The following is a 19,520-nucleotide window of genomic DNA, read 5'->3' as shown; positions in this document are numbered from 1 at the left end:
GCGCAATTGTCGCCGTACCGGACGGCCGCCGGTCACTTGAGGCGGTCGTGGATGCGGGCCCGCATCGAGTCCATCGTGAAGCCGCGCGGGTCGATCTTGCCCGGCTGCCACTCCTTGTGGCCGATCACCGAGCGGGAGTTCCAGTCGTGGTGGCGGCAGATCGCGGCGGCGGTCTTCTCGATGGCTTCGAGCTGGGCGTCGGGCCAGGGGTCCTTGCCGTCGCCGAGGTTCTCGCACTCGAAGCCGTAGAAGTGCCTGTTCCCGTCGGTGTTGGCCTCGTTGTCGCCCGGGAGGCGCTTCTCGGCGACGACGGCGCGCAGTACGTCGTCGTCGCCGAGTCCGGCGTGGTTGGCGCGGCCGTGGCCGACCAGGTGGACCCGGCCGTCCTTGGCGATCACGCCGTGGCAGAGCGGGCCGGGCAGATCCGGGTAGCCGTCGCGGCAGATGCGCACGGTGGCCGCGGTGCCGCTGGTGACCGTGTGGTGGATCATCACGCCGTTGACGGGGCCCCAGGGGCCCTTGTGGTTGCGGTTGTGGGTGCGCCAGTCGCCCACCTGGACGACGGTGAGCCCCTCGTTCATCAGGACTTCCAGGAACCTGCTCGCGGACATGGGTGAGGACATGGCCGTCTCCTTCGTACGTGGGGGGAACGGGCCTTGATCCGCTTTTACCGGAATGCCGCTCTCCGGGCCATGCCTTCGGTTGCTGTTCGGACGGTGTGCGATCCGAACCGGTCAAATCCGCGAGCAGTGGGCCGGATTCAGTCCTTCGCCGGCCGCATGCCGATGCAACCCTGCGTCAGCCGCGTGCCGGTTCAGTCCTTGCGCCGGCCGCGGGCCGGTTCAGTCCTGCGCCAGCCACATGTCCGGGCCGAACACCTCGTAGTGGATGTCGGTCGCCGGGACGCCCTTGGCCAGCAGCTGGGTGCGTACGGAGCGCATGAAGGGCAGCGGGCCGCAGAGGTAGGCGTGGGTGCCGGGGGCGACGGCGAGGCCGCTCAGGTCGACCCGGCCGGTGCGGTCGGCGGGGTGGCCGGGCTCGGGGTGCTCGTACCAGAAGTGGGCGGCGGCGTCGGGGAGTTTGCCGGTGAGCAGGGTGTGGTCGGTGCGCATCGCGTGGGTGGCGGGGGAGCGGTCGCCGTGCACGACGGTGACCGGGGCGCGGTGGGCGGTCGCCGCGAGGTCCTCCAGCATCGAGAGCATCGGGGTGCAGCCGATGCCCGCGGAGGCGAGCAGCAGCGGTGCGTCGGCGGAGTCGAGCACCAGATCGCCGTACGGGGCGGAGACACGCACGAGGTCACCGGCCTCCACCTCGGTGTGCAGATGGCGCGAGACCTCGCCGTCGGGCGAGCCGCCGCCCCGTACCCGCTTGACGGTGATCGAGCGGGTACGCGAGCCGGGGGCGCAGGAGAGGCTGTACTGGCGTATCTGGCGGGCCCCGTCCGGGAGTTCCACCTGTACGGAGACGTACTGGCCGGGCCGGAAGGCGGGCGCGGGCGCGCCGTCGGCCGGGCGGAGCTGGAAGGTGGCGACGTCGGCGGTCTCCTCGATCCGGGTGACCACCTCCCACTCGCGCCACACGTCACCGGCGACGACGCCCTGCTGCGCGTACAGCCGCTGCTCGATCGAGATCAGGGCGCCGGCCATCAGCCAGTAGACCTCGTCCCAGGCGGCGGCGACCTCCGGGGTGACCGCGTCGCCGAGCACCTCGGCGATGGCGGCGAAGAGATGGGTGTGCACGATCTCGTACTGGGCGGGAGTGACGCCGAGCGAGGCGTGCTTGTGGGCGATCCGGCCGAGCATCACGTCGGGGCGGGTGTCCGGGTGCTCGATCAGCTGGGTGGCGAAGGCGGCTATGGAGCCCGCGAGGGCCTGCCGCTGGGCGCCGGACGCCTGGTTGCCGCGGTTGAAGAGGTCGCGCAGCAGCTCGGGGTGGGCGTCGAAGAGCTTGCGGTAGAAGAGATCGGCGATGTCCCCGACGGCCGCGCCCACGGCGGGGAGGGTGGCGCGGACGGTGGCGGTCGACGTCTCGGAGAGCATCGGGACTCCTTGCGGTTAAATTGGTATCTAAGATTCGTATTTTTGGGCAGCGCGAAGCCGGGCGGTGGGCCCGTGGTGCGTCGCGTGGTGTGCGGTGGCTCAGCCGGTGTCCGGGCGGCCGCTGCTGATGCCGATCAGCAGCGGTCCGGTGGGGGACGCGACGAGTTCGGTGACGGTGAGTGGATCGAGCGAGGCGTAGAAGGCCTCCTCCGCTTGGCGCAGCGCGCCGCGCAGCCGGCAGGCCGAGCGCAGGGGACACGGGGCGGCGCCCTCGCAGTCGACCACGTCCCCGGGGCCTTCGAGCTCCCGGACGAGCCCGCCGATCGAGGCGGAGCGGCCCGCTCCGGTGAGGCTGAGTCCGCCGCCGCGGCCCCGCCGCGCCTCGATGAGCCCGAGGTGCTGGAGCTTGGCGACGACCTTCGCGGCGTGGGTGTACGGCACCTGCATGGTGGCCGCCACCTCCCGGGTGGTCGGCGGATCATCGTTCTCCACGACGGCGAGGCGCATCAGCACGCGCAGCGCCACGTCGGTGAATCTCGTCAGCCGCATGGCAGTCACCGTAGATAAGTTGCATCGAAGATGCAACTTAAGAGGTCGACGGGAAAATCGCTGAGCGTAGTGCCCAGCCCAAAGCCGATTAGTCACACTCTTTTGTGTAATGGCGCGACCGCGCTCCGTGCTGAAAGGCTTCTTCTCGCAGGTCAGCCGAAGAATCGAGAGGAAGACCACAGATGTCCGTTGGCGAAGAGGTTCAGAACGTGTCGTTGCCGCCGCAGCAGAGTCTGGGTACGGCAGCGGCGCGGAACCTCGCGACGACCACCAAGTCCGCCCCGCAGATGCAGGAGATCACCTCGCGGTGGCTGCTGAAGATGCTGCCGTGGGTGCAGGTGCAAGGTGGTACCTACCGGGTGAACCGCCGGCTGAGCTACTCGGTCGGGGACGGCAGGGTGACCTTCGTGCAGACCGGGGACCGGGTCGCGGTCATCCCCGCCGAGCTCGGTGAGCTCCCCGCCCTGCGGGACTTCGGCGACGAGGAAGTGCTGGGCGAGCTCGCCCGGCGGTGCGAGCAGCGCCAGATCGCGGCGGGGCAGGTGCTGGCCGCGTCGGGGGACGCGGCGGACAGCGTCTATCTGCTGGCGCACGGCAAGGTCGAGAAGATCGGCACCGGCCCCTACGGGGACGAGACGGTGCTCGGGGTCCACGCCGACGGGGCCTACTTCGGGGACCAGGCACTGGTCGACGGCGAGGCCGTCTGGGAGTACACCGCCCGTGCCGTCACCGCCTGTACGGTGCTGACGCTGAGCCGGGCCGATGTGCTGAACCTGGCCGATCGGGCGGACTCGCTCCGCGAACACCTCGCCGGGCTGCTCGACATCCCGCACCAGCGCACCAACAAGTACGGCGAGGCCGCGATCGACCTCTCCGCCGGCCATGTCGGCGAGGCCGTCGTCCCGCACACGTACGTCGACTACGACGCGGCGCCCCGCGAGTACGAACTGAGCGTCGCCCAGACCGTGCTGAAGGTCCACAGCCGGGTCGCCGACCTCTACAACCAGCCGATGAACCAGACCGAGCAGCAGTTGCGGCTCACTGTCGAGGCGCTGCGCGAGCGCCAGGAGCACGAGCTGATCAACCACCGCGAGTTCGGGCTGCTCAACAACTGCGACTACGGGCAGCGCATCCAGCCTCACGACGGTGCTCCCAGCCCCGACGACATGGACGAACTGCTCTCGCGCCGCCGCGGTTCGAAGCTCTTCCTCGCCCACCCGAGGGCCATCGCCGCGTTCGGCCGCGAGTGCAACAAGCGCGGTCTGGTGCCGGAGAGCGTCGACATCGGCGGACACCATGTGCCGGCCTGGCGCGGGGTGCCGATCTTCCCGTGCAACAAGATCCCGGTCACCGACGCGCGGACCACGTCGATCATCTGCATGAGGACGGGTGAGGCCGAGCAGGGCGTCATCGGACTCCAGCAGACCGGCATCCCCGACGAGATCGAGCCCAGCCTCTCGGTCCGTTTCATGGGGATCGACGAGCAGGCGATCATCTCCTATCTGGTGACGGCCTACTACTCCGCGGCGATCCTCGTGCCGGACGCCCTGGGCGTACTGGAAAACGTCGAGGTCAGCCGCTGGCGGTAGCCCCTCGGGGGCCCGGACGACGATGTCCGGGCCCCGTCAACCTCCGCCACCGGGCAGCCGTGCCCGGGGCGGCCTCGGGAGGACGCCCCAGTGAAGACCCACCACGCACCCCAACCACCCACACCCAGGCCCCCGGGCGATGACGCCCCGGGCGTCGCCGCGGCTCCGGGCGCCCCTGCGACCCCGGGCGTCGCCGACCAGGGCACCCGCCCGGACACCCCTTCGGCACAGGGCCAGGAGGCCGAGGTCCTCCTCGAAGCGACCCGGGCCCTCGTCGATCCTCAACTGCGCGCCGCCGTCGAGTCCTTGCCGGGGTCGATCCGCCGCGTCGCGATGTACCACTTCGGCTGGCAGGAGGCCGACGGCACTCCGTCCTCGGGGCCGGCCGGCAAGGCGATCCGGCCCGCCCTGGTCCTCGCCGCCGCCCGCGCGCTGGGCGGCGATCCGGAACGGGCGGTGCGGGCGGCCGTCGCCGTGGAGCTGGCGCACAACTTCACGCTGCTGCACGACGACGTCATCGACGAGGACCGGACCCGCCGGCACCGGCCCACGGCCTGGGCGGTCTTCGGTATCCCCGACGCGGTCATCGCGGGCGACGCCATGCTCGCTCTCGCCCAGCGGCTGCTCGCCGAGGACCCGGACCCCGCCTCGGCCCGCGCCTCGGCGCGGCTCTCCACCTGCATCATCGAGCTGTGCGCGGGCCAGCAGGCCGACTGCGACTTCGAGGGCCGGGGCCCGGAGGAGGTCACGCTCGACGAGTGCCTGACCATGGCCACCGCCAAGACCGGCGCACTGCTCGGCTGCGCCTGCGCGCTGGGCGCGCTGTACGCGGGCGCGGAGGAGCGGGCGGTCCGTGGGATGGACGGCTTCGGCCGCGAGGCGGGCCTCGCCTTCCAGCTCATCGACGACCTGATCGGCATCTGGGGAGACCCGGTACGGACCGGGAAGCCGGTCGGGGCGGATCTCGTCGCCCACAAGAAGTCCCTGCCCGTGGTCGCCGCGCTGACCTCCGGCACCCCGGCCGCGGCCGAACTCGCCACGCTCTACCGGGGATCGATGAACACCCCGGGCGAGGTGAGCGGCGCCGCCGACGCCGTCGAACGGGCCGGCGGCCGGGACTGGGCGCAGATCTGCGCGGCCGACCGGATGGCCCGCGCGGTCAACCACCTGTCCCGGGCGGTTCCAGACCTGGGCGGGGCGGGCGACCTCCTGACCCTGGCGGAGTTCGTCACCCGGCGCACGCACTGACCATGAAGAACTGAGAATCGGGAACCGAACGGTAAGGGGGGCGGAGGTAGGAAAACGGAACAAGGAGAACGGAACGAGGCGCCGAGGTCACAAGGCCCGTGCCAGGAAACGGAGGGCGACCGGGCGACTGTCAGGGGCACGGGCTACAGTCCGTGCCCATGACAGATGAGTCATGGGCAGGGTGGTACCGGGACCGACAGGGTTCCGACGCCGTCGTCCTCACCACCGACGGACAGCAACTACGCCTCCGGACAAGGGGTATCGACTTCGAGGGTGCGAGCTTCGACGGCCTCACTCCGGCCGTCGGTACGCCACCGGCCGACGACAGGTTCGTCCTGGTGGACGGCGCGCTGAGCGACTGCGTCCTGGAGTGGGATCTGCCGCTCCCGGTCATCTGGGACGGAGCCGTTCACCAGGCAACGCTCAGCTGCCTGTTGTCGCTGCGCCGGCCCGATTCGCATCTCAGCCTGGAGCTGCAGTTCGGCGGCGCGGCCTACGCGTCCCGCCGCGCCGAGAGCGACTTCGCGTCCGCACTCGCCACCATCCAGCGCGCCCTGCCGCCCGGCGTACGTCTCCAGACCTGCATCGCCTGCGCCTTCTCGGACTACTTCCCGGCCCCGGCCACGGTGCGCGGACTGTCCGGCGGACTCGCCTGCTTCCGGGGTGCCAAGGACGCCTACCGCGGGGCGGCCGGTGAGGGCGATGTCCGGGAGCTGTGGGACCGGCGCACCGGATTCGTCCAGGAGATCTGGAGCTGCCGCGAGTACGAGCCCCGCCCGGACACCGGCGCGGGCACCGGACACCGAGGCGCCTTCCCGCTGGAACACGCCTGAGCCACCGGCCCGGGGGAAGACGACTGAGCCACCGGCCCGGGGAACATGCCCGAGCCACCGGCCCGGGGTGCATGCCCGAGCCACCGGCCCGGGGTGCATGCCCGAGCCACCGGCCCGGGGTGCATGCCCGAGCGTGCCGCCCAGGGAACACGCCCGAGCGTGCCCGCCCGGACCCCCGTCCCCGCTCAGCCCGGTCCCGGCAGGGAAGTCCCCGGCCGGGAGGGCGGCGTGGTGGCGTGCCAGTCGCCGGTGGCGTCGATGTTGGAAGTGGCGCTGAGGGCCGCGCGGCCGGCGTCGCCGGCGCGCAGCGCGTCGAGGAGGTCCTCGTGCCCGCGGGGGTCCGCGCCGTCGAAGCCGTGGTCCTCCCAGTGGTCCGCCATGGAACGGCGCAGGGCCGGACCGAGGGCGGCGTAGAGGTCGTTCAGCAGGCTGTTGCCGCCACCGGCGGCGACCGCCTGGTGGAAGCCGTGATCGGCCTCGATCCACGCCTCCCGGTCGCGCTGCCGCCAGGCGGTGGCGCGCCGGGTGAGCAGCGCGTCGAGACCGTCGAGCCCTTCGGGGGTGATGCGGGCGGCGGCCAGTCGGGCGGCCTGGGCGTCCAGCCCCTGGCGGACCTCCAGGACCTCGTCCAGCTCGCTGCCGAGGCGCTGGATGGCGCCGGACAGTTCGCTGGTGGCGCGCACATAGGTGCCGTCGCCCTGCCGTGCCTGCAGAAGCCCCGCGTGGATGAGTGCGCGAGTGGCCTCGCGGAGCGTCCCGCGGGCGATCCCGAGCTCTTCGATGAGCGCTGTCTCGGTCGGGATGCGGGCCCCCACCGGCCATCTTCCCGAGGTGATCTCGTCGCGCAGTCGCTGGATGACGTCGTCGACCAGCACCGAGCGGCGGACGGAGGGGAGAGCCACGGATGGTCCTTCCTGGTGGTGGGCGGGTCCGACCTGGTGGTGTGAGCGGGTCAGGCCGGGCGGGCGGGCGTGCGGCAGCCGAGCACGTCGGCTGAGCGGGTGCGGAGGCAGTCGAGCGGGTCGGCTGAGCGGGTACGGAGGCAATCGTACCTTTAAAGGTTGGACGTTAAAGGTCAGACGTTTTATGTTTCTTCCATGCTGCTCACCCGCCGCCCCCCGAACACCACCCCCCGTCCGTCCTCCGCCCGGCCGATGTCCCGTGCCGCCGCGGCCTGGCTGACCGCCGCCGGCGTCGTCCTGATCGCCCTCAATCTGCGGCTCGGCATCAGCAGTACGTCCGCGCTGCTGGAACAGCTCCGGGCCGAGCTGGGATTCGGGCCGTTCGTCGCGTCCCTGATCCCGGCGCTGCCGACGCTGTGCTTCGCGGCGGTCGGCGCGACCAGCGCCATGCTGGCCCGGCGCGTGGGCACCGAGCGTGCCGTCCTGCTGGCGCTGGCGGTGCTGTCCGCGGGCCTGGCCGTGCGCGCGGTGCCCCGGACCTGGGCGTTGCTGGCCGGCACCCTGCTGGGCGCGGCGGGGCTGGCTCTGTGCAACGTTCTGCTGCCCGCGGTGGTCAAGGCGCACTTCCCCGCCCGGGTCGCCCTGATGACCGGGGTGTACACCACCACGATGGCGCTCGGCTCGGCCGTCGCGGCGGCCGCGGCGGTCCCCGTCGCCGACCTGGCTGGGGGCCCCTCGCCGGGGCTGGCTGCCTGGACCCTGCCCGCGGTGCTGGCGCTGGCCGTGTGGGCGCTGCGGCCGGGCTCGTGGCGGGCTGCGGCATGGCGTGCGGACCGCGGCACGGTCTCGGCGTGGAGCGCCGGGCGTACCCGCTTCGGGCTGCTGGTGACCGCGTTCTTCGCCGTGCAGTCCCTCAACAGCTACGCGGTCATCGGCTGGCTGCCCACCGTCCTGTCCGACCACGGGATGAGCCCCGACCGGGCCGGGGTCATGCTGGGGCTGGCGCTGATCGTGGGCGTCCCCTCGACCTTCGTCCTGATGCCGCTCACCAGAACGGCGGCGCGGCTGCGGTCGGCGTTCGTCATGGTCGGCGTCGCGCTGTCGGCCGGATATCTCGGCCTGCTCTGCGCCCCGTTGGCCCTGCCCGTTCTCTGGGCCGTGCTGACCGGCTTCGGGCTGGGGGCGTTTCCGCTGGTCCTGGCCATCATCGGGGCGAGCGGCCGGAGCGCTCAGGAGACCGCGGCGCTGTCGACCTTCTCGCAGAGCACCGGCTATCTCCTCGCCTCGGTGGGCCCTCTGGGCATCGGGCTGCTGCGCTCGGCCACCGGCGGCTGGGCGCTTCCCCTGGCCGTACTGCTCGCGCTCGCCGCACTCCAGCTGTTCATCGGACTGCGCCTGACCCTGACCCGTACCGAGCCCGAGGGCCCGTAGGCCGATCCGGAGGTCCGGTGGGCCGCTCCGAAAGCCGGCAGGCCGCCCCGACGGGGGCCACCCCGTCCTACGAGGCGGCCCCCTTCGGTGCGGTGCGTCCGGACCGTGGGAGGTCAGGAGGCGCTGTGCGCGAACTTGGCCGCGAAGCCGTACTGCCACAGGTAGTTGACCTGGCTGCGCTCGTTCGAGTCGGGGTACGGGTTGGTGCAGGACGGGCCGGGGCCGCCGCCCGACATCAGCTGGCTGCACGGGCCGGAGTAGGTGTCCGGAAGGCCGAGCACATGCCCGGTCTCGTGCGTGGTGACGCGGGTCGAGTCGTACTGCTGGTTCTGCGCGTAGTCCAGGAAGATGTACCCGTTGCCGTGTCCGTCGGTGCTCGCGTACGAGCCCCTGGAGTCATTGCCCTCGTAGTAGGTGAAGTCGGCGTTCGAGCCCTCCTGCAGCCGGACGGTGGAGACGGAGCTGTTCCAGATCTGCGCGCTGTTGGCTATCTGGGTACGGAAGCTCGGCGCGTTGGCCGCGCTGTAGACGACGGTGACCGACTGGGCGCCGGGGTTGGCCGCCCGCTTCTCCGCCACGGACTTGGCGACCGCTTCGAAGAACGCCTTGTTCGCGGCGGCGTTCTCGTGCGAGCCGGCGTAGGCGGTGTACCCCGCCCGCGCCTCGGAAGCGGTGCTGGCGGGTGCTGCGGCGGGGGCCGAGGAGGCGGCGATCGCGGGTGCTGTGCCGAGCGCGGCCGCGAGGCCGAAGCCGAGGCCGACCACGGCCGACATGACGGTCCTGGGGTGTCTCATGGGGGGTCTCCTACCGGTAACCGGTCCGATGAACCCGTCCGATGATCGGACTCGGACGGGTGCGGTACGGAGAGAGTGTCGGGGAGCGGAAGCCGTGGCGGATGATGCCAACCGGCGATAACACCGCCCTATCGCCGCCCTGTCGCCACCCCGGGTACTGCCGCCGAAGCATCCACCAACTCCAGGTGAATTAAAGGACTTTGAGGCGATTGGGGAGTCTGGTGCGACAGTCGCCCGCCGCCCTACTCTCGACCGCATGGAGCTTGAGGTGAGACACCTCAGGGCGCTGTGCGCCATCGCGGACACGGGCAGCCTGCACCAAGCCGCCCGCCGACTGGGCGTGAGCCAGCCCTCCCTGACCACCCAGCTGCGCCGGATCGAGAACACCCTGGGCGCCGAACTGTTCAGCCGCGAACGGACCGGCTGCCGCCCGACGTTGCTCGGCCGCGCCGTCCTCAGCCGGGCCCGTCCCCTGGTCGACGGACTGACCGCACTGGTCAGCGACGCGAAGGCGGAGGCCGACGCGGTCCGGGCCTCCGGGCCGCGGCTGCGTATCGGCTGCACCGCGAGCCGGGTCATCGGCGGCTGGCTGCGCAGGCTGCGGCTCCGACTGCCCGGCACCGACATCTCGCTGCGGGTCGACGTCTCGGCCCGCGCCCTGCTGCGCGACATCGCGACGGGCGGGCTCGACGTCGCCTTCGTCCACGAGGTCGAGGGCTGCCCGCTGGCCGTCCCGGAAGGCCTGGAACAGCGCGTGCTCCTGGACCGCGAACCGCAGTTCATCTCCATGTCCAGGGATCATCCGGCCGCCGCCCGGCCCGTCGTCGACCTGGTCGATCTGGCCGGTGACCGGTGGATGGTCGACCCCACGGTGGACGGTGAATGGGACGGGCTGCGCCGGGTGTTCGGCGAGGCCGGGCTCGCGCCGACCGTCCTGCACGGCGACTACCTCACCGCCGCTTCCCTCGTCGTGCTCGGCGAGGCGGTCGCCCCCTGCCAGCCCACCTCCGGGCCGCGCGACGACATGGCGATCCGCCCGCTGCGCGACGACCCCTTGGCCGTACGGCTGCTGCTGGTGTCCCGGCCGGGCGCCGACATGGCGACGGTGTACGAGGAGTTGGAGGCGGCCTACCGGGAGGCGGCCCGGCGCGCGGCCGGGTACCACCAGTGGCTGCTGCGCAACCGCAGCCCGCTCGCCCGTACCCCCTGAAGCTCCGGTTCCCGATTCCGCCGAGAGCGAGGACCGGTTCCCAGCGGGCCGCCCGGCGGGCAGAGTCGGTCGCATGAGGCTTCTGATGCTGGGCGGTACGGAGTTCGTGGGGCGGGCGGTCGTCGAGGCGGCCCTGGCGCGGGGCTGGGAGGTCACGGTGTTCCACCGCGGCCGGCACGCCCCTGCGCCGGGTGTGGCGGAGCTCCTCGGCGATCGCACCACCGAGGACGGTCTCGCCGCGCTGGCCGGCCCCGGTGAGGTCCCCGGCGGCGGGTACGCCTGGGACCTGGTGGTCGACACCTGGAGCGGCGCCCCCTCGGCCGTTCGGGACGCGGCCCGCCTGCTGGCGGACCGGGCCGCCCGGTACGCGTACGTCTCCAGCCGTTCCGTGTACGACCACTCGGCCCCGGCCGGTCTCGCGGAGGAGGGCACGCTGGTGGCCGGTGCCTCGCCCGACGCGGGCGGGGACGTCTCGTACCCGCTGGCGAAGCGCGGCGGCGAACTGGCCGCGCTCGACGCCTTCGGAGACCGGGCCCTGTTCGCCCGCGCGGGGCTGATTCTGGGCCCCTGGGAGAACATCGGCAGGCTGCCCTGGTGGCTGGGGCGGATCGCCCGCGGCGGACCCGTACTGGCCCCGGGCACACCGGACGTGGCGCTTCAGTACATCGACGCCCGCGACCTCGCGAACTGGCTGCTGGACGCGGCCGACAGCGGTCTGCACGGGCCGTACGACCTGGTCGGCCGCGCGGGGCACGCCACCATGGGCCAACTGCTGGACGCCTGTGTACGTGCCACCGGCTCCGACGCCGAACTGCGCTGGACACCCGCGGAGACGATTCTCGCGGCCGGTGTGGAGCCATGGACCGATCTGCCGGTCTGGCTGCCGCCGGGCGAGCTGTACGAAGCGATCCACGGGGGCGACGTCAGCAGGGCGTACGCGACCGGTCTGCGCTGCCGCCCGGTCGAGGAGACCGTCGCCGACACCTGGAAGTGGCTGGTGGAGCTGGGCGGGGTGGCCCCGCAGCGGCCGGACCGGCCCGCGGTCGGCCTGGATCCGGCAAAGGAGGCGGAGTTGCTGGCGGGAGACGCCTGACGCGGAGCGGCTGAGGCACGGCCCCTGACGCTCCGTCAGGGGCTGCCGACGCGCTGCCCCGGTACCGTCCCGCGTATCCGGGGCCATCGGGGTGGTCCGGGCGTGGCAGCCCTGTCGTTTGGTAGGCAAAGCTGCATATTGCCCTTTATGGCAACACATGCGCGTAAGCGCGGCAACGGTATCCGGGCGGCGGTGGCGATGACGGCCGCCGCGGCAATGGTGGGCACGATGGCGTCCATCGCTCTTGCCGACCAGCTGCCCGGCGGGCTCGGCCCGTGTCTGGGCGGCGACTGCCCGTCGACCTGGCTCGATCCGAACAACGGGCCGGTGACTCATCACGACAGCAACATCAATGTCTTCGTCGGCGGCGACTTCCTGGTCCGGGAGGCCGCCGCCGAGGCCGAGGGGAAGATCGTCACCCTCGGGCAGTTCGACATGAACAAGCGCGAGGGCGCCTCGCAGATCTACAACGTCGGTGTGGCGGGTGTGGGTTCGCGGGTGCCGCCGCCGGACGGCTCCGACTACCTGACCGTGGGCGGGCCGCTGTCCGTCGCGGCCGGGCAGCGGCTGCTCGCCGAGGAGGGCGCGAACCACGGCGTGGTGAAGTACGCCGGGACGCTGAGCGGCACGGTGATCCCGGACCCCCTGCACGACGCGGCGGGCACGGCCCCGTACACGGCCCTGCGCGACGGGTTGACCGCCGCCAGTCACTGCTACGCGTACGACGACAACGAGGACCACCGGCGCCCCGCCACGGGCACCGTGGTGAGCGCCGGTTCCGAGACCGTCTTCACCGGTGACGGCACCTCGGCCCTTCAGGTCTTCGCTCTCGATGCCGACGTGGCAACGGACCGGGACGGCCCGCAGGGCATCACGTTCGCGGCGATCCCGGACGGCGCGAGCGTCCTCGTCAATGTCTACGGCAGTGCCCGCAGCATCAACACGTACATGGGCTCGCTGCCCCAGGACGGGCTCCGCGAACGCCTGATGTGGAACTTCCCGGACGCCACCGACGTCCGGCTGGAGGGCACCGCCCAGTTCCAGGGCAGCGTGCTCATCGGGCAGCGGTCGAGTCTGGCGACCCTGAGTATGAGCGGCACCAACGGCCGCTTCTACACCGCCGGTTCGCTGACCCACACCTCGTCGGGCCAGTCGGGCGGCCAGGAGCTGCACGCCTATCCCTTCGACGGCGATCTGCCGGCCTGCGGCAAGGAACCGACGCCGACACCCACGCCCACGGACACGCCGACACCCACGGACACGGACACGCCCACGGACACGCCGAAACCCACGCCGACCCCGACCTCCACCCCCACCCCGACCCCCACCCACTCACCGGGGCCGAAGCCCACCCCGACCCACACCTGGCCGCAGCGGCCCGACGGGCCGGACAAGCCCGGGACCTGGCCGGACGAGCCCCATTCCGGAGGGGAGCTCCCGCACACGGGCACGCGCGGCGGTGAGTGGATTCTCGGCGGCATCGCCGCCACTCTGATCGTGGCCGGATCGGCGGCCACGCTGATGGCCCGGAGGGCCCGCCGACGCGGTTAGTTTTGGCCCATGGCCGAACTGCTGCACCTCACCGAAGGCCCCCTGTGGGAGGCGGCCCGCGGGATCGGGACGTACGAGATGTCCACCCGCGGCCGCACCCTGCACGAAGAGGGCTTCATCCACTGCTCGCTGCCGCACCAGCTCCCCGGCGTGGCCGAGATGCTGTACGGCGCCGGGAGCGGGGCCGGGACCGGCGACCAGGAACTCGTGGTCCTCGTCATCGATCCCGACCGGCTCCCGGCGCCCGTACGGTACGAGTCCGTCGCGCCCGGCGGCGAGGAGTTCCCGCACATCTACGGCCCCGTCCCGGTGGACGCGGTCGTGGAAGTGCGCCCCTGGCTGCGCAAGGAAGGCGATTCCGCATGAAGAACCCACCCCCCACCGGCCCGGAGAACCCGGACGCCCCCATCGTCGCCGTCACCGGTGCGAGCGGCGCCGTCGGCGGCCGGGTCGCGCGGCGCCTGACGCGGGCCGGCGTGCCCGTGCGGCTCCTCGGGCGCGACCCGTCCCGGCTGCCCGAGCTGCCCGGCGCCGTCGCCGCACCGCCGGCCCCGTACGGCGACGGCGAGGCGATGCGCCGGGCCCTGGCCGGGGCGCACACACTGTTCCTCGTCTCGGCGCACGAGAGCCCGTACCGGGTGCGCGAGCACACGACGGCCGTGGACGCGGCGGTCGCCGTGGGCGTCGAACGCATCGTGTACGTCTCGTTCCTGGGCGCCGCGCCCGACGCCACGTTCACCTTCGCCCGGGACCACTGGCACACCGAGGCGCACATCCGGGCCGCCGATGTCCGGTACACGTTCCTGCGCGACAGCCTGTACCTGGCCGGGATCCCGGCGATGACCGGCGCCGACGGGGTGCTGCGCGGCCCCGGTGGCGACGGCCGGGTGGCGGCGGTGGCGCACGACGACATCGCGGACGCCGCGGTCGCCGTCCTGCTGGCCGACACCGAGAGCGCCGACACCCGCTACGACGGGATCACCTACGACCTCACGGGCCCCGAGGCGTTCACTCTCACCGAGGCGGCCGAGGAGCTGAGCAGGGTCACCGGCCGGACCATCAGCTACGTGGCGGAGACCCACGAGGAGGCCTACGCCTCCCGGGCGCACTACGGCGCCGAGGACTGGGAGGTGGCAGGCTGGGTGACGTCGTACGAGGCCATCGCGACCGGCGAGATGGCCACGGTCTCGGATGCCGTACCGGACCTCACCGGGCATCCGGCGACGAGTCTGGCCACGTTCCTGCGGGAACATCCGGACTGCTACCGGCATCTGCTGACGACGGACTGACCCCGCGGTGGGCGGTGCCGGAGAGAGGAAGGGGCTCGCGCTCATGCGTACCCGGACTCCGTGGGGCCCCTGGGATCCGGCTCCGCCGGACGAGGCCGCCCGCCTCTTCGCGCCGCTGCGTGTCCCCTGGTGGATCGCCGGGGGATACGCGGTCGAGTTCGCCGTGGGCCGTGCCTTCCGGGACCACGCCGACATCGACGTACTGCTGCTCCGCCGCGACCAGCTCGCCGTCCAGCGGCTCCTGGCGGGCTGGGAGTGGTGGGCCGCGGACCCGCCGGGCACCCTGCGCCCCTGGCTCCCCGGCGAGGTCCTGCCGCCGCACGTGCACGACATCTGGTGCCGTCCCGGCCCCGCCGAGCCCTGGCGCATCCAGCTCATGCTCGACGACACCGACGGCGACGACTGGCTGTTCCGGCGCGATCCCCGCATCCGCCTGCCACTGGACCGGCTCGGCCGCCGCACCGCGGACGGCGTTCCGTACCTCCGCCCCGAGGTGCAGCTCCTGTACAAGGCGGGGGCCCCGCGCCCCAAGGACGAGCGGGACTTCGCGGAGCTGCTGCCGGTACTCGACGCGGACCAGCGCGCCTGGCTGACCGGGGCCATCGCCCTGGCCCAGGACGCCGGGCACCCGTGGGCGGTCCGCCTGCGCTCCCGTCCGGCGGGCTGACGGGGCGCGAACCGCCGGGCGGGGGCGGGCGGTTCGCGCGTCAGTTCACGTACGCGCCCGCGCGCGCCGCAGCCTCGGCGGCCCGGGCGGCCCGGTCCGCCGCCGCCTCGTCGAGCAGGCCGCCGCCGGCCAGCAGCCGGTAGTAGAGCGGCGCCGACACGGCGCGGATCACCTCGTCCGCGTCGGTGCCCGCGGGCAGTTCGCCGCGCTCGACGGCCTCGGTGACGCAGCCGGCCCACTCCTTGACGCGGATCGCGTAGAACCGGTGCAGCGCCTCGGCGGTGCGCGGATCGCAGGTGGCCGCGGCGATCACGGACCTGAAGAGCGCGCCCTGCCGGGGGTCGGAGAGGGTCGTGGCCACCAGTCGGGCGTTGGCTCTGAGGTCCTCGGTCAGCGAGCCCGTCGCGGTACGGGGCGAGGACTGCTCGGCCATGTCGTCGAGCAGGTCCGCGATCAGGCCGGTGGGGGTGGACCAGCGCCGGTAGACGGTCGTCTTGCCGACCTCCGCGCGGCGCGCGACATCGGCGAGGTCCAGCCGGTCGAAGCCGTGCTCGGCCAGGGCGTCGCCCGCCGCCCGCAGGACCGATTCACGGACCCGGGCGGTACGGCCACCGGGCCGCACGCTGCCGGGCTCCACGCTGCCGGGATCCACACCATCAGAACCCATAACGGGTCTCCAGTTCCATTAGTGGCCGTTCCTTTGCTACGGTGACTCCACCTTAACGGAACCACGGTCCCGTTAGAACCTCTCTGTGGAGGAACCCCATCATGTCCGCATCCAGTCAGGCCCCGGCTCCGGCCGGCACGTCCGACGCCGCCGCTCTCGCCGCCGCTCCCACCTCCGCTCCCGCCTCCGATTCCGTCGCTCCCGACGCCTGCCCGTCCGGAATCCGTATGACCGGGCGGCAGAAACTTGTCCTGACCCTCCTCCTCGGCGCCCAGTTCATGATCGCCGTGGACTTCTCGATCCTGAACGTCGCACTGCCGGTCGTCGGCGCGGGGCTCGGCTTCTCCCTCTCCCATCTCCAGTGGATCGCCACCGCGTTCGCGCTCGCCGCCGCCGGCTTCACCCTGCTCTTCGGCCGTATCGCGGATCTCGTCGGCCGCAAGCGGCTGTTCCTCGCCGGCATGGTCGTGCTCGGCCTCTCCTCCGCCCTCGGCGGTCTCGCCAACTCACCCGAAGTGCTGCTCGTGGCAAGGGTGTTGCAGGGACTCGCGACGGCGGCCGTCACCCCGGCCGGGCTCGCGTTGCTGACCACCGCCTTCAAGGAGGGCCCGCTGCGGGAACGCGCCCTGGGGCTCAACGGGGCGCTGATGTCCGCCGGATTCACCGCCGGGGCCATCCTCGGCGGCCTGCTCACCGATCTGCTCTCGTGGCGCTGGGCGTTCTTCATCAACGTGCCGGTGGCCGCCCTGGTGGTCGCCCTCGCCCCGGCCGTCATCACCGACTCGCGGCCCGCCGCGCGCCCCCGGCTCGACATCCCCGGAGCCGTGACCGTCACCGGCGGCCTGCTCCTCCTCGTCTACGGGCTGACGCAGGCCGGCGAGTCCGGCTGGACCGGGCCCACCACCCTCGCGGCGCTCCTCGCCGGGCTCGTGCTCCTCGTCGCCTTCCTCGCGGTCGAGAAGCGGGCCGCGGCACCGCTGGTCCCCGTACACATCCTGAAGCGGCGCAGCGTCATCTGGGGCAACACCGCCGGTCTGATCGCCTTCGTCACCGAGACCTCGCTGGTCTTCCTGCTCACCCTCTACCTCCAGGAAGTCCTCGGCTACTCGCCGCTCGCCACCGGTCTCGCCTTCGGGGTCCTCGGCATCGGCACCGTGATCGGCGGCACCCTCGGCGGCCGTGCCGTCGGCCGGTTCGGGAACCGTAGGACCATCGTCACCGGCGGGGTCGTCCAGGCCGTCGCCACCCTGTCCCTGGTGGCGCTCGGAACGTCGGGGGAGTGGATCGCGCTCCTGCTGGTGGCCACCTTCGTCGGCGGCGTCGGCAACATGCTGATGATCGTCGGCTTCATGGTCACCGCGACCTCCGGCCTCCCCGACGAGGAACAGGGCCTGGCCACCGGCCTCGCCACCATGACCCAGCAGGTCGGCATCACCCTGGGCATCCCGGTCATGAGCGCCGTCGCCACCGCCCGGATGTCCGCACTCGGCGACACCGGCCCCGAGGGTGTTCTCTCGGGCGTCGCGGTCGCGATCCTGGTCAACTCGGCTCTGGTGGCGGTCGGGGCGCTGCTCGCGGGCGCCTTCCTCGGGCCACGGCGGGCGGGGGCCGGGACACGTCGGTGAGAAGTGGTGCGCGGTGGCCGGGGAGTGGCGACGCCGGGCAGCGGATCCGACCGGTCCCGGGCAACGGATCCGACGGATCCAGGCCCCCGCATCACCGCTTCCCCAGCCCGGCATCGCCGCTTCCCGCTTCCCGCTTCCCGCCCTCCGCTTCCCGTCCCCGCCCACCTGCTTCCCGGTGTGTCTCAGCCCTCGTCGTGGGCCTTCCGCAGCGCGGCGATGTCCAGCTTCTTCATGGTCAGCATCGCCCGCGTGGTCCTGGCGGCCCTCGCCCCGTCCGGATCGGTGGCCAGTGCCAGCAGCACCTCGGGCACGACCTGCCAGGAGACGCCGTATCTGTCCTTCACCCAGCCGCAGGGCCCCTCCTCGCCCCCGTCGGTGAGAGCGCCCCAGTAGTAGTCAACCTCGGCCTGGTCCGCACAGCGGATCTGGAACGAGACGGCCTCATTGAATGTGAACTCCGGACCGCCGTTCAGCCCGACGAACCTCTGGCCGTTCAGCTCGAACTCGACCGTCATCACGGATCCGGCGGGCCCCGGCCCCGCCTCGTTGTAGCGGGCGATCCCGCCGAGGCGGGAGTTCTTGAAGACCGAGACGTAGTACTCCGCCGCCTCCTCTGCCTGTCCGTCGAACCACAGACATGTGGTGAAGCCCTCGGTGGTCATCGCTGTCTCCCCTCGTTCACGCAGCCCCGTCGCCTGCGCAGGTCCACCCATACCGACCGATCCCGTCCCGAAAACTCATCGCTGTACTGAGGGTGGTCGAAGGGGGACGGGTATCGGCCGACTTCATATGGTCCCTGCGGATGGCTCGAAATCGCCTCGGCGACACGGCTGCACTCCACACCTAACGGCCGGGCGGGTGGGACCGGAGCGGTGGGATCGGGCCGGTTGGTTCGGTCATGGCCGGAGCCCCGTGACCGCACGGCGGGCGTAGGTCATACCCAGGTCCGACCCCGAGGTCCGGGCCCTGGACCGATGACCGAGCCGGGGGAGCGGCGCCGCTCGGAGCGTGCGGTGGCGGAGGAACGCCTGAGGATCGCCGGGGAGTTGCACGACATCGTCTCGCACAACCTGAGCCTCATCGCCGTCAAGGCGGGCGTCGCCGGACATGTCGCGGACGCCGATCCGCAGGAGGCGGGGGACGCGCTGAGGATCATCGAGGAGACGAGCCGGTCCGCGCCGGCCGGGATGCGGCGCACACTCGGTGTACTGCACGGCCAGGGCGTGTCCGTCGGCTCGGATGTGCCGCTCGGCCGGGGTGCGTCGCCCGGTCCGGACGCGCCTCTCGGCCCGGTTCCGGATCTCGGCAGCCTGGACGCGCCGGGCGTCGAGGCGGGGCGGGCGGGGGCGGACATCCGCTTCGCGGTCCACGGTGCGGAGGGGCCGGCCGAGGGTGTGCGGGTGGCCGTCCACCGGATCGTCCAGGAGGCCATCACCAACGTCGTACGGCACGCCTCCCCGACCCGCTGCCGGGTCACGGTCGGGGCGGACGCGCGCGAGGTCCGTATCGACGTCGTCGACGAAGGACCGCCGGTGGGCCGTCGACGGGCCGGACACGAACTTCCCGGCGGACACGGTCTGTTGGGGATGCGGGAACGGGCCATGATGTACGGCGGCAGCTCCGAGGCGGGGCCCCGCCCGGAGGGCGGCTTCGCGGTGTCCGTCCGACTGCCGATCGACGGGGAGCGGAACACATGACCGACGGAGCGCCGGTCCGGGTGCCGGCCGCGGACGACCAGGCCATGGTGCGCGGCAGTTTCCGCGTACTGGTCGACCACACGCCCGGCATGACGCCGGTGGGGGAGGCGGCGACCGGCGCGGAAGCCGTCGAACTGGCACGCCGCGAACGGCCGGACGTGGTGCTGATGGACATCCGCATGCCGGAACTCGCGCAGCACCTCCAGTTGAGCCAGGCCACGGTCAAGACGCACATCGGCCGCCTGCTCGCCGAACTCCGGGCGCGCGACCGCGCCCAACTCGTCATCGTCGCCTACGAGACCGGCCTCGTCGGCGCCCGCGGACGCGACGTGTGAG

General features: G+C 72.4%; 20 protein-coding genes. 13 read left to right on the top strand and 7 right to left on the bottom strand.

Annotation, left to right across the window (positions count from 1 at the left end; genetic code table 11):
- Window positions 1-32: 32 nt before the first annotated feature.
- The 3 genes from ABZ622_RS08835 to ABZ622_RS08825 form a co-directional block, all read right to left on the bottom strand.
- Entirely contained in the window at window positions 33-623 is a 591-nt protein-coding gene (locus ABZ622_RS08835) for an N-acetylmuramoyl-L-alanine amidase (RefSeq protein ID WP_360541686.1), read from the bottom strand.
- Window positions 624-842: 219 nt separating this feature from the next.
- Entirely contained in the window at window positions 843-2,039 is a 1,197-nt protein-coding gene (locus ABZ622_RS08830) for a globin domain-containing protein (protein WP_360541685.1), read from the bottom strand.
- A 99-nt stretch (window positions 2,040-2,138) separates the two neighbouring features.
- Window positions 2,139-2,588, bottom strand: coding sequence for an Rrf2 family transcriptional regulator (locus ABZ622_RS08825; RefSeq protein ID WP_360541684.1), 450 nt, complete (start codon window positions 2,586-2,588; stop codon window positions 2,139-2,141).
- 182 nt (window positions 2,589-2,770) lie between these two features.
- Here ABZ622_RS08825 and ABZ622_RS08820 point away from each other — a divergent pair, with 182 nt between their 5' ends.
- The 3 genes from ABZ622_RS08820 (at window position 2,771) to ABZ622_RS08810 (ending at window position 6,258) form a co-directional block, all read left to right on the top strand.
- The gene (locus ABZ622_RS08820; protein WP_266912337.1) at window positions 2,771-4,177 is read left to right on the top strand and encodes a family 2B encapsulin nanocompartment shell protein; all 1,407 of its coding nucleotides are present in this window, start codon (window positions 2,771-2,773) and stop codon (window positions 4,175-4,177) included.
- A gap of 90 nt (window positions 4,178-4,267) precedes the next feature.
- Window positions 4,268-5,425 carry a family 2 encapsulin nanocompartment cargo protein polyprenyl transferase gene (locus ABZ622_RS08815; RefSeq protein ID WP_360541683.1) on the top strand — a complete coding sequence of 386 codons (1,158 nt, stop codon included), beginning with the start codon at window positions 4,268-4,270 and terminating at the stop codon, window positions 5,423-5,425.
- A gap of 158 nt (window positions 5,426-5,583) precedes the next feature.
- Window positions 5,584-6,258: a DUF6304 family protein gene (locus ABZ622_RS08810; protein WP_360541682.1), complete on the top strand. Its 675-nt coding sequence runs from the start codon at window positions 5,584-5,586 to the stop codon at window positions 6,256-6,258.
- Between the two features lie 185 nt (window positions 6,259-6,443).
- Here the strand turns inward: ABZ622_RS08810 and ABZ622_RS08805 are convergent, their stop codons facing one another.
- The gene (locus ABZ622_RS08805) at window positions 6,444-7,160 is read right to left on the bottom strand and encodes an FCD domain-containing protein (protein WP_360541681.1); all 717 of its coding nucleotides are present in this window, start codon (window positions 7,158-7,160) and stop codon (window positions 6,444-6,446) included.
- A 195-nt stretch (window positions 7,161-7,355) separates the two neighbouring features.
- On the opposite strand from ABZ622_RS08805, the gene ABZ622_RS08800 reads away from it, so the two are divergent.
- Window positions 7,356-8,591: an MFS transporter gene (locus ABZ622_RS08800; protein WP_360541680.1), complete on the top strand. Its 1,236-nt coding sequence runs from the start codon at window positions 7,356-7,358 to the stop codon at window positions 8,589-8,591.
- A gap of 113 nt (window positions 8,592-8,704) precedes the next feature.
- Here the strand turns inward: ABZ622_RS08800 and snpA are convergent, their stop codons facing one another.
- A complete protein-coding gene (gene snpA, locus ABZ622_RS08795; RefSeq protein WP_360541679.1) occupies window positions 8,705-9,385 on the bottom strand; it encodes a snapalysin in 681 nt (226 codons plus the stop codon).
- 256 nt (window positions 9,386-9,641) lie between these two features.
- Here snpA and ABZ622_RS08790 point away from each other — a divergent pair, with 256 nt between their 5' ends.
- The 6 genes from ABZ622_RS08790 (at window position 9,642) to ABZ622_RS08765 (ending at window position 15,195) form a co-directional block, all read left to right on the top strand.
- Window positions 9,642-10,595 carry a LysR family transcriptional regulator gene (locus tag ABZ622_RS08790; protein WP_266912325.1) on the top strand — a complete coding sequence of 318 codons (954 nt, stop codon included), beginning with the start codon at window positions 9,642-9,644 and terminating at the stop codon, window positions 10,593-10,595.
- An 85-nt stretch (window positions 10,596-10,680) separates the two neighbouring features.
- Window positions 10,681-11,688, top strand: a complete 1,008-nt coding sequence (locus tag ABZ622_RS08785; RefSeq protein WP_360541911.1) for an NAD-dependent epimerase/dehydratase family protein — start codon at window positions 10,681-10,683, stop codon at window positions 11,686-11,688.
- A gap of 147 nt (window positions 11,689-11,835) precedes the next feature.
- Entirely contained in the window at window positions 11,836-13,239 is a 1,404-nt protein-coding gene (locus ABZ622_RS08780) for a choice-of-anchor A family protein (protein WP_360541678.1), read from the top strand.
- A gap of 9 nt (window positions 13,240-13,248) precedes the next feature.
- Window positions 13,249-13,605, top strand: a complete 357-nt coding sequence (locus ABZ622_RS08775) for a DUF952 domain-containing protein (protein ID WP_360541677.1) — start codon at window positions 13,249-13,251, stop codon at window positions 13,603-13,605.
- Window positions 13,602-14,528 carry an NAD(P)H-binding protein gene (locus tag ABZ622_RS08770; protein WP_360541676.1) on the top strand — a complete coding sequence of 309 codons (927 nt, stop codon included), beginning with the start codon at window positions 13,602-13,604 and terminating at the stop codon, window positions 14,526-14,528. Before ABZ622_RS08775 ends, ABZ622_RS08770 begins: the two co-directional genes overlap by 4 nt.
- Before the next feature lie 43 nt (window positions 14,529-14,571).
- Entirely contained in the window at window positions 14,572-15,195 is a 624-nt protein-coding gene (locus ABZ622_RS08765) for an amino acid transporter (RefSeq protein WP_360541675.1), read from the top strand.
- A gap of 40 nt (window positions 15,196-15,235) precedes the next feature.
- Here the strand turns inward: ABZ622_RS08765 and ABZ622_RS08760 are convergent, their stop codons facing one another.
- Window positions 15,236-15,862 (bottom strand): TetR/AcrR family transcriptional regulator, encoded by a 627-nt coding sequence (locus tag ABZ622_RS08760; RefSeq protein ID WP_360541674.1) that lies wholly within the window; start codon window positions 15,860-15,862, stop codon window positions 15,236-15,238.
- Between the two features lie 101 nt (window positions 15,863-15,963).
- On the opposite strand from ABZ622_RS08760, the gene ABZ622_RS08755 reads away from it, so the two are divergent.
- Window positions 15,964-17,487, top strand: a complete 1,524-nt coding sequence (locus tag ABZ622_RS08755; RefSeq protein ID WP_360541673.1) for an MFS transporter — start codon at window positions 15,964-15,966, stop codon at window positions 17,485-17,487.
- Window positions 17,488-17,669: 182 nt separating this feature from the next.
- On the opposite strand, the gene ABZ622_RS08750 is transcribed toward ABZ622_RS08755, so the two are convergent.
- Entirely contained in the window at window positions 17,670-18,149 is a 480-nt protein-coding gene (locus ABZ622_RS08750; protein ID WP_360541672.1) for a VOC family protein, read from the bottom strand.
- Between the two features lie 312 nt (window positions 18,150-18,461).
- Between ABZ622_RS08750 and ABZ622_RS08745 the strand changes: the two genes are divergently transcribed.
- Window positions 18,462-19,184 carry a histidine kinase gene (locus ABZ622_RS08745; protein ID WP_360541671.1) on the top strand — a complete coding sequence of 241 codons (723 nt, stop codon included), beginning with the start codon at window positions 18,462-18,464 and terminating at the stop codon, window positions 19,182-19,184.
- Complete coding sequence (locus tag ABZ622_RS08740) at window positions 19,181-19,519, top strand: response regulator (RefSeq protein WP_360541670.1); 339 nt, start codon at window positions 19,181-19,183, stop codon at window positions 19,517-19,519. The genes ABZ622_RS08745 and ABZ622_RS08740 overlap by 4 nt, the downstream gene beginning before the upstream one ends.
- Window position 19,520 lies beyond the last annotated feature (1 nt).

Source organism: Streptomyces sp. NPDC007164 (genome assembly GCF_040634135.1).
Classification (GTDB): Bacteria; Actinomycetota; Actinomycetes; order Streptomycetales; family Streptomycetaceae; genus Streptomyces; species Streptomyces sanglieri.
This window is presented reverse-complemented; position numbering and strand designations above follow the sequence as displayed.